Source organism: Pedobacter sp. B4-66 (assembly GCF_018492665.1).
Lineage (GTDB): Bacteria > Bacteroidota > Bacteroidia > Sphingobacteriales > Sphingobacteriaceae > Pedobacter.
Genome location: NZ_JAFVME010000006.1, coordinates 560,528 through 575,101 on the forward strand (window position 1 = coordinate 560,528; position 14,574 = coordinate 575,101).

Below are 14,574 nucleotides of genomic sequence, written 5' to 3' on the forward strand. Positions count from 1 at the left end.
CCAACATTTAAATAAATACGACTAATGTTTGCACAAATACGATATTTATTAACATTTAATTATCCATATCAAAAAGGACAAATAAAAGTGATTATTGGTCGTGTGACATAGGCATCATATTATTTACTTTTGATTGATGAAACTACTTATCCTTTGTCCTCAATGGGGTCTTGAACACTTAACTTTAGAAGATTTTTTTGAAAAAGTTAGTTCTGCCGATTACAATGGTATTGATACCTGGGTACCTGAAAATAAGATCGAAAGAAATAAATTCATTCGCTTATTGAACGAATACCAACTTTCAATTGTAGGCCATCAACATCAGGCAACAGGAAGAAATATAGACGAGTATTGCAAATCCTATGAATACTATTTAAACCTAACCATGGAATGCAATCCTCTCCTTATCAATTCACACAGTGGAAGGGATTATTTTAGCCTGGATGAACAATTAAGGGTAATTGATATCGCTGAAGAGTTTTCTATAAAAAACAACATTACTGTTGCACATGAAACCCATCGTGGAAGATTAGGCTTTAGTCCATATAATGCCTCAGCCCTCTTTAATTGCAGGCCAGAGATGAAAATTACTGCTGACTTTTCACACTGGACATGCGTTACTGAGAGCTTTTTAGAAAATTGTGCTGAAATTGTGCAGGAGGCTATAAAACGTACAAAACATATTCATGCAAGGGTTGGCTACACACAAGGCCCACAAATCCCCGACCCAAGAAGTCCATACTGGGAGAAAGAACTCCTCTTTTTTACTGCGCTATGGAGCTCAATACTAAAAAACCACACTACTTTAAACAACGAGTATTTAACAATTACTACTGAATTCGGCCCTCCTCCATATATGCTGACAGATTTAAATGACAATAAGCCTGTTGCAGATCAATGGGAAATAAATGTATTCATGAAGGATTGGCTTTTAGATAAGTTAGCATAATATTATTTGTACTCCTGACTATTCTTAACATCCTCCAAAGAAATATCCACAGTAAATGATAAACTTTTCCAGTTAATCTCTTTTATCCATTCCGTAGAGATTTGCACCCTTTTACCAGCCAACCAACTGCCTGTATCCACCACCAGAGAAGTAATTTTCAAGTGCCTATCAACTATTAAATCCGCCGCCTCCCCAACTTCTCCGTCTTTAGCATGAATACGATATCCTCTTATTTCACTAACGCTGCGCAAGTGAGGATCTCCAGGTTCCTCTTCGTTGTGCACTGCGCTGATAGCTGCCTCAAATGGCACTCTGGATTCAACCATTCCCATCATACCCATATGGCCATAAAATCCACCGCCGGTGGGATCACCATAAGGCCATCCATAATGACTGTACAACTCCAGTTCATGTTGGCGAGATACAGGTTTTTCAGTATCTATATCCGGACTGTGTTTTATTTGGCTTTTAGTGAGGTTAACGGGAAAACACCTGTTTTCCCAATCCGGTTCTTTTAAAGCTCCAGGCGAAACGAGCACTTTCCGCTCCATCAGCCAACCACCTGTTTTTACAATCAGATAACGTATTGTCCAAGTTTCATCATCAAAATAAAACTCATCAACTTTTCCGATTTCCCCATCGGTAGCACCCATGCTAAAACCAATGAGACTTTTAATATTGCGTTGCATGATACCATTATTTAAATATCTACTATCCTGACTTACATTTTACTGGCTAAAGTTCCAATAACGATTAAGGCCAGCGTGATTATCAAAATCCAGAAAAAAACCCCAAGAACTGCTGTAGCGATAAATACTTCCTCTTCCTCCTCGTCGTGCACATCTGCTTTTTTCTTTAAATTTCTCTTTCGTACAGGTGATTGCGGTGAAGCAGCCGCCAGTATCAGCGCCACAACAACGGCAGCAATTAATCCAGGCATCCAATAATACCCCCCGGCAGATGGTCCCTTTTGGATTGCCCACTCTCCGGCAGCAAAAGAGATAAAAAACATAAGTGCGAAGAAAATCCAAAACCCTCCCCACGGGCCAGTATTTCTAAAAACCAGCCTGAAAATTGCTGTAAGCATGACAGCAAAAAAAAGTGCAAATAAAATTCCAACGAATCCCATAACACCTATATTAAGCACATAGAATTGCTGGTTACAAAACAATTGAGAATGTAATTGGTTGTCAAATTTCTGCCAGAATTAATTACATTCTTAAAGCGGATTTATTCTTCCTAAATAAATACTGTTTGCAATTTTCTTCCTGTCAAATGAAGTAAGACTCACGTATACTTCCAACTGCATACCTACAAGCCTGGGGTCAAACTTAAAGGAACATTCCAGGTCTCTGCGAAGTGCCGCACCAACAAAACCATCCGAAATACCTAATTGAGGAGAATATACCACCAGCATAAGTTGATCATTATATACTGCCTTATTTCCCTGATTGGCTATCCAGTTAAGCTGTAGTGTATCTGGAGCACTAAGCGAGGCTTGCGAACTGTTTAAGCCAGGCAAATTTCCTAAAGCAAGTACCAACCGACTGTAATCTACTCCTAAATTAGGATAAACCCCAGTAATAGCCGTATAGTAATTTGCAGAATACGCAGCACTTATTGCTGTTTTTGCTTTAGCAAGATTCTGGAAACCAATGTTAATAAATGGATGAAAAGGCACCAATACTTCATTCATAAATTTCATTTTCTGCTCATTCTCAATCTGCAACTGAGATCGGGGTGCAGATTTTATTTTCTTTTTTGGAGCTCCACGCAGGTAAGCAATCCCTTTCCAAACACCGCCTACAACTGGACCAAGTCTTCCGGAAATAGGGCCGAAAATCCCTCTCCTCATTTTTGCCATTTTATTTATTTTTAATTAATCAATAAATTATTTATTCTTTTCACTTACGCGGATGCTAACAAAACCATCCGCAGGTTCTGATAAAACTAAGTTAAACACCCGATTGACATTGGACTCTTATAGGACTTTTGTAGGACTAATAGTCCTACAAAAGTCCTATAAGAGTCCTATAATCCCCCTATTTTAGCCGTTTCAATGTACTGATCCGCTTAAATTCAAATGTCCATCAGCACAAAACAATCACTGTTTATTTCTTCGTTTAATAAATCAAATGTGTTGATAATAAAAACAGACTGAGGAGCAATTCGAACCTTTTCGCGTATTTCATCGCATTGCTACGGATTTCGTCAGATTCGTCGTTTTTTGTATGTTTTCTCGTAATGTGTACATATTTTACCAAAAAACAGGGCGACCAGTAAACCACTAACCACCAAAATTTAACTTAGCAATAGATTATCGGGACACGATGTGAATCTCACTTTAGAGATTTATATCAAAAAGTACAAATAACTGCAGCTTTACTGCAACGGAATTTCAATTTATACACTGTACTTTCGTTGTTCAACTAAAATATAACACCAGTTCAAATGGGGAAAGCTTATTTTGCACTTACTTTCTTGGTGCTTTTATCAATCGGCAACAATTCGGTACAAGCGCAAATTAAAGACTATCCGCCAGTAACAGCTACAAAAAATGGAACTAGAAACCCATTTTCTCCCGATCCTATTATTAATTACACCTGGGCAAACCCAAAAGCAACTGATGATTTGGAAAGCTACCAATTACACCCTGTGAACTATACTGTTTCAGACTCGCGCAGTTTCAATACAGATGATTTTAAGAAAAACAAGGTTATTGTTGTGAATGGTGAGGGATACATCCGATTTGATTTCGGACAAACTAATGCAGGATGGGTCGAATTCGATAGCCCTGACCTTACCGGAAAAGTAGAAATGAGTATAAGTGAATACAATCAAACACCTAACTATCCATCAAATTATCCGACAAAAACACTCTTCCCTAAAAAGCTTGGTAATACATATCGTCTTGAATTAAACCCTGATTTATATGAGGGTGTACGATTTGCCTGGATCCATGTACGCTCATTTTCTAAAAGTTGGCGGATTACCGGGGTAAGAGTAGTATGCCAAACCAGACCTGTGAATTACAATGGAAGTTTCTCGTGCAGCGATACAACACTCACACGCATATGGTATACCGGAGCTTACACAGTAAAGTTGAACCTACTCAAAGACTATTTAGGGGCAATTCTGATGAATCGTGGCGACAGGTTTTCGTGGACAGGTGACGCACATCCATCTCAAGCGGCCTCTATGGTAGCATTTGGAAATTATGATTTTGTAAAGAAAAATATTGATTATACCTCAACTCAGAGTAATGGTATCAGAAGTTATGCGCTTTATTGGGTACTAAGTTTAATTGACTATTATAAATACACCGGCGACACTACAACACTTAAAAAGTACATAGATAATGCCTCAGCAAAGCTAGATGATGCCTATAAGGTTTATGGAACCAATCCCAATCTTGAGTTTTTCGGTTGGGATGAACGGTTAGGATCCGGATTTGAGCACCCCAATCTTCCGGAACCACAAAATGCTTACAAAATGGTATCCATACGTGCCTGGAAAGAATTTTCGGAGGTGATGAATGTTTATGGCCGGAAAGATTTGAGGGATAAATATCTTAGTTATGCTACTGAAAAAATTTCTGACTTGAAGAAAAATGCAGCATGGTATCAGGATTTCGGTCTTCACGCAGGTGCAGATGCAGTTTCAACCGGTTTTCTCAACAGTAACGAAAAAAAAGCAATTTATGAGAAGAGTTTTGCCGACAAGGTAAATCGCATCTCCTATTCTCCTTTCAACCAACACTTTATAATCCAGGCATTTGCTTTAATGAATAAATATGATGACGCATTAAGTTCTATACGTGACTTATGGGGTGGTCAGATTAAATACGGGGGCACGACTTTTTTCGAAGATTATCGTCCATCATGGAATGCGGTAGTTAGCAAAAATGGACCTGTACCCAATAACCAATGTGGCTTTACAAGCCTTTGTCACCCATGGGGTGCAGGGGTTACCAAATGGCTTAGTGAAGAGGTCCTCGGTATAAAACCAACATCACCTGGTTTCGCCACATTTGACATCCTTCCGCACCTTGGCCGAACACTAACAAATGTTTCAGGAAAAACACCAACTCCTCGGGGCGTAATCAGTGCAAGTTTTGATGTTTCTACAGGGTTGAGTAACGTATCTATACCTGTTGGAACCCTTGGTCGAATCGGTATTCCAAAAGTTGAAAAAACGATCATGAACATTAAAATTAATGGTGTTTTAGCATGGAATGGTCGTTCTCGATCTGCTCAGACTTTTGATAGGGCTAGCGAAGATGCGCAGTTCGTTTACTTTACAGGAGTTAAACCTGGGAACTACCAAATTGTAACTACTTACAAAGGTAAATCTCCCCGTTACTCCGAACTGGCCGAGGTATATCCTGCCAAATTCATTGGAATAGATTCTATAACCAGTGGAAATTGGGGGAAAGTATATGGAAAAGATGGTTACGTACTCTGCAATTATAATGGGGATGGAAAAGATAAAAAGTCACTACCTTCATATGTCACCGGTGTCAATTATTATAAAGTAAAGGGAAACAGTTTACCCCTAAATGTGGTATGGAAAACTGATACGAACGATAGCAGAGCACTCTCGCCGGATGCTGTCAATAGCTTCCCTAGAACCGCTGCTTGTTTATTTGCTATGGATGCAGACCAGATTGGGTATACTTTTACTTCAACAATTGACATAAAGGGCACTAAGGACTTTAAAGTATCCCTTTACTTTGTTGATTGGGACAATAAGGGAAGAAAAATCGCGGTAGAAATGTTCGATGCAGCCAGCTCTAAACTGATTGCACCGGTAAAAATAGTGGAAAATTGCCTTGGTGGCGCTTACCTCACTTACTCTTATAACAAATCGGTAAAGTTCAGGATCAACATGGTACGAGGCGATAATGCGGTATTAAGTGGAGTATTTTTTGATCCCAATTAACATGCACTGACTATTGACTTCAATCAGCTGAAATTCCTTTAGTTGCTTTCATAATTCTTGCGATACTTAATGCTCTGTTTTTTGCATTTTCGGCAATTACCCCAATAAACAATTCGTCTACCGTTTCGCTAAATAACTTAATCCATCGGTCGAAATGCTCATTTGAAAGTTTAAGTGGTAAATGCTTAGGTAAGGGAGCGCCAACGTATTTTCGGGTATATAAGAGTAAAGTTGACCAAAAATCAACCATAAGTTTAAGGTGAGTATCCCAATTCCCTTTAATGACAGCAGCAAAAATGGGGTCTAAAAGTTCATCATTTCTTACCTTGGTATAAAATTCGTTTACAAGCAATTCTACATCGGTTTCTGTATCTATATCTTTTCGTTGTTCTTCCATAATACTATAAATCTATTTTTTATCCTCTTTCTATACAGATGGAATCAAAGGTGTTGATTCCATCTGCTAGTATCAATAAATTAATTCAATTGAAGCAGGGCCGGGCCAAATTCTTCAAATAGAATTGATTCCTTTTCAATTCCTTTGGCAACAAGATCGTTGAATTGTTTTTGAATAAATGCTGAGGGCCCACATACATAATATCTCGTTCCAGAAAATTGGGGTAGTGAAGTTATTTTATTGATATCTAAAAATCCTTCCATCACGCCTTCACGTTTATCCATTGCGGTTGGACAATCATAAAAAATATGCTGGCTTACATTCTCATTTTCCTTTGTAATCTCATCTAACTCTTCTTTAAAAGCATGTACCTTACGGTTTCTGCACCCGTGCAGCCAGGTAATAGAATGACCATAATCTTTATCTACAAGATTCTGCAACATACTCATCATAGGTGTTAAACCCACACCTCCGCTAATTAATACTACCGGAGCATCCAAATCCTCAGCCAATGTGAAGTTACCGGCAGGAGCGGTAAGGTCTACTTTATTTCCTTCCTGAATAAAATCATGAAGGTAATTACTAATCTTACCATTGGTATCCAGCAAAAGTCCTTTTTCTTTTTTTACGGAAATACGATAATAATCGTTAGTTGGTGTACTTGACACACTATACTGACGTGATTGATACAAACTTAACTCTGGCAAAAACACACGGATACTAATGTACTGACCCGGGATATGAGGCATTACTTTTCCTCCATCGGTTGGGTACAAATAGAATGAAGTAATCTCTAAAGATTCAACAATTTTCTTTCCGACAAAAAATGGTCTCCAACCTGTCCAACCATCCTGTTGCGCAGCTTTTTGCTGATACAATTTTGTTTCATGCCCCGACATCAGTGTTGCCAGCTGTTGATAAGCTGCTGTCCATGCATCTATGATATCAGGCGTCGCTGCCGCTCCCAAAACCTCCTGTATCGAAGCAATTAAATGACGTCCAACAATTTGATAGTGCTCAGGTCTGATATCTAAACTTACATGTTTATGTCCAATCCTATCCACAACAGGCATCAATACACCAGGATTTGCAATATTCTCTGCATAAGCCAACACAGCCATGGCTAAAGCGGTTTGTTGTTTCCCACTGTCCTGATTCCCCATATTGAACATATTTTTAAGTTCAGGGTTGTGTGTAAACATTCTGTTGTAGAAGTGGGTGGTTAATAATACACCATTTTCTTTCAATACCGGTACCGTAGCGCTAATCAATTGTTTTTGTTCAATGTTCATAATAAATATATTAATACCTTTTTATCTTTTATTATTGTAAATTTTTTTTATCTATTATTTCCTCAATTTAGTAATGCCCAAATTCAGACTTTCACTAAAATCAGCAATGGTTGTCTGCTCCAAAAGGTCTTTCAGCTGGTTACGGATGGCTTTAAATTCATTATGCAATGGGCAAGGATTTGTTTCAGAACAATAAGCTAGCCCTAAGCCACAACCGGTAAAAATACTGTTTCCATCCACTGCTTCTACAACCTCTGATAAAGGGCGTTTAAGACCCCGCTCGTCAATGTAAAAACCACCATTAGGTCCTTTTGCAGATTGGACTATTCCTCTTCTACTTAAATCTTGTAAGATTTTGGCTAGAAAATGTTCGGGAGAATCAATACCACTAGCTATTTCTTTTATCCCCACCCTATTGCCAGAAGCCGTACGGTGCGCGATAAAAAAAACCGAGCGTATTGCATATTCACATGTTTTTGAAAAGATTCCCATAACCATCGCAAAGCTACAGTTATTTATTAAAAATAAAAGAGTTTTTAGTCTTTTATTAAATTTATTCCCCAGTTGTAATTTTAAAAATTAATTAATCTGGATGCCTACCCTTACAGGTTTATTTTCAATGGCAAACTGAAATGCTTCTTCTACATTATCTAATGGATATTCTTTTTCAATCAGTTCGCTAAAAGGATACTTTGAATGTTCTTTCACTATAAAAGCAGTTGCATTTGTAAAGTCTTGGTAGTTGTAGTTATGCAGGCCTTTTATTGTTAAAAGCTTGCGTACTATTTTTTGAGCATCCACCGGAACTGCATCTACCGGAGAAACAGCACCAATCCAGACAGCACAGCCGCCAAGAGCCAGCGAGTCAATACCTGTTTTCATGGCTTTCGGACTCCCCGTCATATCAAATACAATATCGGCTTCTGGCCATGGCAGTGCAGCATTAGTGTTTTCAGGAAATAAGTAAGTCTCGTCGGTTCCAAATTTCGGTCCCCAATGCAAGCGTGATAGGTCATTATCAACCAAACCTATCCATTTGGCCCCCGCCTCTCTGCACATGGCTACACATGATATACCCAGCAATCCTGCACCAACTATAAGTACCTTTTTCGCCATGATATCTCCGGCTATCCTTAGCGCCCCCATCACTGTTGAATGTGCGCAACTGATTGTAGCTGCTACTTTCAAAGGAACGTCTGTTGATATTTTCAAGAATGCTGTATTAGGTTTGAGTATACAGTAGTCGGCCATTCCGCCATTAAAAATATCTTGTTCAGTTGCCAGTGCATGACCATATTTAAATAGCTGTTCACTTTTTTGAGGCATATCAGCTCTTGGTGCCTCAACACCTTCAGGAACAGCAAAAACTGACCATACAATACGATCCCCAATTTGTATCAGCTCGCCATTTAAATCCTTTAACTCCTGCTCATCATCAAACCATAAAACCTCGCCAACAATTTCGTGCCCCAGCACTACCTGCTCAGCTTCTGCGCGATGGCCACAATAGGTATGTATGTCGCTTCCGCAGAGGGTAGTATAAAGGTTTTTGACTAGTACTTCTTTTAAAGTGATACCGGTTACGTCCTTGTTGATTACCTCGAAAGGTTTTCCAGGCCCCTTAAACAGTATAGCTTTGCCCTGCGGATATTGTGGAAATTTGTTGCTCATTACTTTTTAGCTTATTTTTAAAATACAGATAACAAAATATAATCAGGAGAATACCAAAGATCCCCATACCGATGCTGATTTTTAAAAACAGATCAAAAATAGAATCTGATGCTGGCGCAAAGGACTTTAAAATCATCAGGCCAATATAACCTGTATAACCAACCGAATCAGCTATGTACATTAAAAATCCAACATTGGCTTTTTCACGAGTAATGGCTATAAGTCGCTCAAACATAATAGCGTGCACAGCTACATAAGGGATGTAAATTCCAAGCCCAATCAGCACCATAGAAATGAATTTGTCTGCACCATGATTTAAACCAGCTACAGCAAAAAGCAAAATCATAAACCCTGTAAGGCTTGTAAAGAGAGAGAAACTAAATGCTTTATAGTGATTGTGTATGAAAGCAGCAAAACCGCTTATAATGATAACACCAAATGATACTAACAATTCTGAGCGTGTAAACAAATCTGGGGTTTGCTCATAACCAAGTCCAGACCATATCTCTACAGCAAAATCAGCCCTTACACTCCTTAACAATGTAACAATCAGATAAACTAAAATAATCCCTATAAGTCCTGGTGCATATTTATTAAAGAATCTGCTTCTGTCTTCAGCTGTCATGGGCACTCTTGCTGATCGCAATGCAATATCTCTTGCTGAAGGAGCTGGTACGCAGGTGAGCATTGCAATAAATAACAGTGTGGGTATTAAAAACACAAGTCCTGCCACAAAAGGCATCCATTGCTCGGTTATCCCAGATGCTAAAATATAAGCTCCAACAGATTTGGATACGCCGTCAGAAATGATAAAACTTGCACAAAGTCCTGCTACCATAAACTCAGTATGCTTACGGCCCTCTACGAAACCAAGCACCAAACCAAATATCACACCCAAAGACAGTCCGTTTAAAAACAGAAAAATTACATTAAATGGATTTGGCACTAATCCGAAGAGCAGTAACATGACCTCCGCAAACCCAATGAAGCCTAGAATAGCCTTTATCCGTTGATGAGATTTAATCTCTGACACAATTTTTATACCTATCCACTTCGCCAAAGCATACCCCAGAGTTTGGGCAATAACCAGTAGAAATTTATAGCTCAAACCAAAAAGTGAAATTTCGGCATAGGTAGCTGCAGTGTACGGCTTTCTGAAGCCATACATGCAAAAATAAGTACCGAAAGCCGCTACCAGAGCCCAGGCAGGATTGGCAAATACTTTCTGTAGTTTTTTAGTCTTTATAATTGATTGCATAACAAGATAAACTAAATGTTTAGCAAAACTAAACATTGTTTATCTTCTGTTGTGTTCCGTAAATGTTAAGCTTTCATTAATATTAGTACTCCTTACTTTTTATACTCAACATCTTAACTTCATATAAAAACAAATACATTACAACTTGTTTATCAACATAATAAAAACTAAACAAAGAACACAGGTGTAATAGCTATTATGTCGGTCATCGAAAAACACAACAACATATAGCTTTACAGAAATCAGATTAAAACCACATATAAGTATACATATACTTAACCAACAAAAGCTACAGTTTAAACTGTAAGGTCATGTAATACGTTCTGGGATCGGAAGGTAAGATGCCCGGTCCCGGATAACCATCCGCCCTACGCGTAAAATACTTTTCGTTTGCCAAATTATTGATACTTCCAGATAGGGTAAACCACTTCCATCTATAGTTTGCACTAAGGTCCATTACCTCGTAAGCAGGTACTACCCCATCAATTGCCCGGTCTGATCTTTCAGCATTGGTTGCATCAGAATACTGTTTGCCAACATGAGAAAACTGATATGCAATATCAAAGCGTTTGTTACCAAAAGAAATACCCGTACGAAATAAAATAGGCGGAACAAATTCAACCAAATTATCCTTTCGCACTGATGGATCTAAACTGTTAATGTATCTGGCATCTATCAATGCAAAATTTGTATAGATGCTGAGTTTATATTTACTGGTTCCTCTACTAAAGGCTTTCAACAAATCACCTTCAATTAAACTCTCAAACCCTATATTTCTACTATCGCCTATGTTTTTCCTAAGACGGAAGTTCTCTATATTATCAGCACTTTTTGTATTTACTGAGCCGATGCGCTTGTTGTATTTCAAATAAAATAAACTTAGATCATAGCGCATCCATGAGTTTACGTTTCCTCTTATACCACCGTCAATGGTGTATCCTTTTTCATCTGACAAAGTAGAATCCACACGAGCATTAGGATTCACTACCCTAATATCATTAAAATTTACACTCCTATAGTTCTGTGATGCATTGGCATACAGTTCAATACCTTGTACCGGTTTATACGAAGTACCCAAACCAAAAAATACGAAGGCTCGATTATTTGTTTTCTTCTCGAAATTCTGGATGTAGTAAAAATCTTCGTAAGGGCTTGATTTTCTCGTATAATATCCATCCGCCTTGGTAGAAATAAATTCGAACCTTGCACCCGGAGTAACACTCCATTTTTCTGTTAACTGGAAAATATTCTCTGTAAATACTGCCACATTAACACCTGGAAACTCATACCCCGAACCACTTGGAAAGCTACCTGTGTATTTAAAACTTGGGCCGCTACCATCATCTGCATTACCCTGATTGCGCAGGGTTAAACCCTTGTAAACCCTTACTCCACCCAGAAAAGTACTGGTTTGGTTGTTCACTACCTTAAACTGATGTAGCAAACGTATCTCAGAACCATAGTTCTTAAAGGTATCATCAAGTAAATCACGGGGTTCTCCCAGGTCGGGCCTGTTAATGTAAGTTAATATACCTAAGGCCTGCCTGCTAGCATGCAAATAATAACTGCGCCAGTTAATTTTAGTATGATCATTTAACTCATAATCCAACGTAACATTAGCCAAATTCCAATCCACTTTAAACCAGTTACGGGCACGGTTAGATTGGCTTGGATCTGTTTCAAATTCTTCATCCGTTAAACCGCCAGGCAATTGAGCCAGATAATGCATATAAGTGTATTCGCCTGTTAGTTTAAGCTTTGGTGTAAACTGGTAATCCAAATGCACATAGGCTCCATTCTGATCAAAATGACTATTTGGACGCCAACCGTCACCACGCTTGTACTGGTAATAAGCATAATAATTCAATTTCTTTACTGTACCACCAATACTGTTAAAAGAGTTAAAAAAGCCAAAAGAACCTGCGGTCTGTCGGCTGGTAATTTCCATTGGTTTATCTGCAGGGCCTTTTTTTAGCTGGAAATTTATTAAGCCGCCAAATTGTGTTCCATATTGCAAACTAGCCGCTCCACGGACAATTTCTATCCTATCCAATGCTTCTGCAGGTGGCGTATAATAACTTTCAGGATACCCTAAAGCATCCGCACTAATGTCATAACCGTTTTGGCGTGTGTTAAAATTGGATACACGACTCGGATTTAGCCCCCTGCCCCCTATACCTAATTGCAATCCCCCGCCATCATACTCAATAATATTTATTCCCGCTACGCGGCTATATATCTGACGGGTGTTGTTCGTTGCCAAATTTGCATTCAAGCTACTAACGTTAACGACCTCGGTTTTTTTACCGGCATAAATGGCGGTACCTTCTACCTGTCTTAAATTGCCCGATGCCATGCGCTGACTACTATCCTGTACATTCACTTCATCCAATTGCCTGGTATCAGCATCCTCTAAAGCGATGTTAAGGACAATATTATTATTAACAGTGATCTTTTTACGGTAGTTTTTTGCGCCCACCAAGCGCACAAACAATTCGTATTCTCCGGCAACAACTCCTTTAAATTTAAAATTACCAATTTCATCACTAGCGGTTTTTATATTAACAGGAGTCAGAGTTACAGTAGCTCCGCCAGCAGCTTTATCATTTAGCTGCACACGGCCATTAATGGTATAATTTTGCGCGAACGCGTTTAAAAAGCAAATATTAAAAAGTACAAAAAGAAATATTTTACCAAAGGTGTTATTTTTCATTTTTAGCATGGGGTATTATCCAGGTATAATGATGCCAGCTCAAAGGCTGCCTGGAAAGATCAATAGTGGGGTTAATAAATGGGCGCGAACGTTGCCCGTTCAGTGCCACAAAACATTCAGCGTAAACAGCCGGATCTTTTATCCCGCGCTGCTTGTACACTGAGGACAGATAATGCGCATAACGCAAAATCAGGTCGGGTTGAGTACTCATCATTTTATCCTGCAATGGAGTGAGGAACTCGTTGTTGTTTACTTCATAAGTTTTTCCGGTAGAAGGCTCTTTAACATAAAAAAAAGTATTGCCCGATTTTTCCATCAGCATTACACGCCACGAAAAGCGGTAACCTTCTTCATACCAGAACAACTGACCCGGATAAGCTAGAAAACGTAAAGGAACAACAAACTGAATAAAAAAATAAATGCCCATAGCCAGCATAAACATAGTGTTTGCGCGGACGGACAATTGGTAAACATTATCGTCAGAAGTTGACTTACCGCCGCTAACTATATTTAGTATTTTTTGTTGAAATGATGAGCTGAAGAAAATAAAGCTACATATAATCATTACATAAGGGAACATTCCTATGCCCGGAAAAAACAAGGCGGTAGCCAGATGGAAGCCAATAACAAAAAGATAGGCTATTGGTCGGGTGCGTCGGTTAATTAAAAAGAAAGCAATAAAAAGATCGTAAATAGCACCAAACCAACTGAACAAATAAGCTACCCAGCTTGTATACATCAGACTGCCAATTAATGGCAGATGGCTTTTAGCTGGCAACCATATTTTCATAGGTGTAGCATGTAGCAACCAATCCGGGGTCAGTTTGGCAAGGCCAGCAAAAAAGTAAACAACAGCTATTTGCAAACGGAGAATACCAACGACCCATAACGGAACCATATCTCTTTTTAAATGAGGCCACAGTTTTACATCAATGGAAAAACACCGGTTTGCAGGCAACCATATCATTAAAAAACCAAGCAAACTTATAAAGTAATAATGATTAAGGTAATTGGTGGCATCAATCAATTCTATATAGGTAAAAGTCAGGAAAAAAGTAACTATCGATATACGATACAGAAATCCTATGGCTATAGCAATCGTTGAAACAGCAGCCAATAAAAAAAGCAGGTGCATACCGGTATTTCCTAACGGATGCACCCACTCAAATCCCCAGTAGCTAAAGTAAAATCTGGGTTTCACATACAAATCGGTTATCCAGCCATGGAGCCAGAAACGCACAATTCCAGCAAACATCATTAACCCGAAAAGCACCCTGAAAATAACCAGTGGTGCAATAGATACGGGCTTTCGAATACGTTGAAATAAAGAATATTCCGGCATTACTATCTTAA

At 38.7% G+C, this 14,574-nt stretch carries 12 protein-coding genes; 2 read left to right on the forward strand and 10 right to left on the reverse strand.

Translation table 11 applies throughout. The annotated features are described in order from the left end of the window. The first annotated feature begins 136 nt into the window (after positions 1 to 136). Positions 137 to 949, forward strand: a complete 813-nt coding sequence (locus J1905_RS14040; protein ID WP_214227903.1) for a sugar phosphate isomerase/epimerase family protein — start codon at positions 137 to 139, stop codon at positions 947 to 949. A 2-nt stretch (positions 950 to 951) separates the two neighbouring features. Here the strand turns inward: J1905_RS14040 and J1905_RS14045 are convergent, their stop codons facing one another. The 3 genes from J1905_RS14045 to J1905_RS14055 form a co-directional block, all read right to left on the reverse strand. Continuing rightward, positions 952 to 1,638 (reverse strand): PRC-barrel domain-containing protein, encoded by a 687-nt coding sequence (locus J1905_RS14045; protein WP_214227904.1) that lies wholly within the window; start codon positions 1,636 to 1,638, stop codon positions 952 to 954. 32 nt (positions 1,639 to 1,670) lie between these two features. Then, positions 1,671 to 2,078, reverse strand: coding sequence for a hypothetical protein (locus J1905_RS14050; RefSeq protein ID WP_214227905.1), 408 nt, complete (start codon positions 2,076 to 2,078; stop codon positions 1,671 to 1,673). Between the two features lie 90 nt (positions 2,079 to 2,168). Continuing rightward, on the reverse strand, positions 2,169 to 2,813 hold the full coding sequence (locus tag J1905_RS14055; protein ID WP_214227906.1) for a DUF6266 family protein: 645 nt from the start codon (positions 2,811 to 2,813) through the stop codon (positions 2,169 to 2,171). 587 nt (positions 2,814 to 3,400) lie between these two features. Between J1905_RS14055 and J1905_RS14060 the strand changes: the two genes are divergently transcribed. Then, entirely contained in the window at positions 3,401 to 5,890 is a 2,490-nt protein-coding gene (locus tag J1905_RS14060) for an alpha-L-rhamnosidase C-terminal domain-containing protein (protein WP_214227907.1), read from the forward strand. 19 nt (positions 5,891 to 5,909) lie between these two features. On the opposite strand, the gene J1905_RS14065 is transcribed toward J1905_RS14060, so the two are convergent. The 7 genes from J1905_RS14065 to J1905_RS14095 form a co-directional block, all read right to left on the reverse strand. Continuing rightward, a complete protein-coding gene (locus tag J1905_RS14065) occupies positions 5,910 to 6,287 on the reverse strand; it encodes a group III truncated hemoglobin (protein ID WP_173090683.1) in 378 nt (125 codons plus the stop codon). Positions 6,288 to 6,367: 80 nt separating this feature from the next. Continuing rightward, positions 6,368 to 7,579, reverse strand: coding sequence for an NO-inducible flavohemoprotein (gene hmpA / locus J1905_RS14070; protein WP_214227908.1), 1,212 nt, complete (start codon positions 7,577 to 7,579; stop codon positions 6,368 to 6,370). Positions 7,580 to 7,633: 54 nt separating this feature from the next. Next, entirely contained in the window at positions 7,634 to 8,071 is a 438-nt protein-coding gene (locus J1905_RS14075; protein ID WP_214227909.1) for an RrF2 family transcriptional regulator, read from the reverse strand. An 87-nt stretch (positions 8,072 to 8,158) separates the two neighbouring features. Continuing rightward, the gene (locus J1905_RS14080) at positions 8,159 to 9,250 is read right to left on the reverse strand and encodes a zinc-binding dehydrogenase (RefSeq protein WP_214227910.1); all 1,092 of its coding nucleotides are present in this window, start codon (positions 9,248 to 9,250) and stop codon (positions 8,159 to 8,161) included. Beyond that, a complete protein-coding gene (locus tag J1905_RS14085) occupies positions 9,201 to 10,508 on the reverse strand; it encodes a DUF5690 family protein (RefSeq protein ID WP_214227911.1) in 1,308 nt (435 codons plus the stop codon). The genes J1905_RS14080 and J1905_RS14085 overlap by 50 nt, the downstream gene beginning before the upstream one ends. 289 nt (positions 10,509 to 10,797) lie before the next feature. Further along, on the reverse strand, positions 10,798 to 13,221 hold the full coding sequence (locus J1905_RS14090; protein ID WP_214227912.1) for a TonB-dependent receptor: 2,424 nt from the start codon (positions 13,219 to 13,221) through the stop codon (positions 10,798 to 10,800). Then, positions 13,211 to 14,563 (reverse strand): HTTM domain-containing protein, encoded by a 1,353-nt coding sequence (locus J1905_RS14095; protein ID WP_214227913.1) that lies wholly within the window; start codon positions 14,561 to 14,563, stop codon positions 13,211 to 13,213. Before J1905_RS14095 ends, J1905_RS14090 begins: the two co-directional genes overlap by 11 nt. Between the last annotated feature and the right edge of the window lie 11 nt (positions 14,564 to 14,574).

Excerpts from the sequence above, each read along its gene's own strand:
- J1905_RS14080 (WP_214227910.1), bottom strand. The coding sequence starts at position 9,250 with ATGAGCAACAAATTTCCACAATATCCGCAGGGCAAAGCTATACTGTTT.
- J1905_RS14045 (WP_214227904.1), bottom strand. The coding sequence starts at position 1,638 with ATGCAACGCAATATTAAAAGTCTCATTGGTTTTAGCATGGGTGCTACC.
- J1905_RS14055 (WP_214227906.1), bottom strand. The coding sequence starts at position 2,813 with ATGGCAAAAATGAGGAGAGGGATTTTCGGCCCTATTTCCGGAAGACTT.
- J1905_RS14065 (WP_173090683.1), bottom strand. The coding sequence starts at position 6,287 with ATGGAAGAACAACGAAAAGATATAGATACAGAAACCGATGTAGAATTG.
- J1905_RS14090 (WP_214227912.1), bottom strand. The coding sequence starts at position 13,221 with ATGAAAAATAACACCTTTGGTAAAATATTTCTTTTTGTACTTTTTAAT.
- hmpA (WP_214227908.1), bottom strand. The coding sequence starts at position 7,579 with ATGAACATTGAACAAAAACAATTGATTAGCGCTACGGTACCGGTATTG.
- J1905_RS14060 (WP_214227907.1), top strand. The coding sequence starts at position 3,401 with ATGGGGAAAGCTTATTTTGCACTTACTTTCTTGGTGCTTTTATCAATC.
- J1905_RS14085 (WP_214227911.1), bottom strand. The coding sequence starts at position 10,508 with ATGCAATCAATTATAAAGACTAAAAAACTACAGAAAGTATTTGCCAAT.
- J1905_RS14040 (WP_214227903.1), top strand. The coding sequence starts at position 137 with ATGAAACTACTTATCCTTTGTCCTCAATGGGGTCTTGAACACTTAACT.
- J1905_RS14050 (WP_214227905.1), bottom strand. The coding sequence starts at position 2,078 with ATGGGATTCGTTGGAATTTTATTTGCACTTTTTTTTGCTGTCATGCTT.
- J1905_RS14075 (WP_214227909.1), bottom strand. The coding sequence starts at position 8,071 with ATGGGAATCTTTTCAAAAACATGTGAATATGCAATACGCTCGGTTTTT.
- J1905_RS14095 (WP_214227913.1), bottom strand. The coding sequence starts at position 14,563 with ATGCCGGAATATTCTTTATTTCAACGTATTCGAAAGCCCGTATCTATT.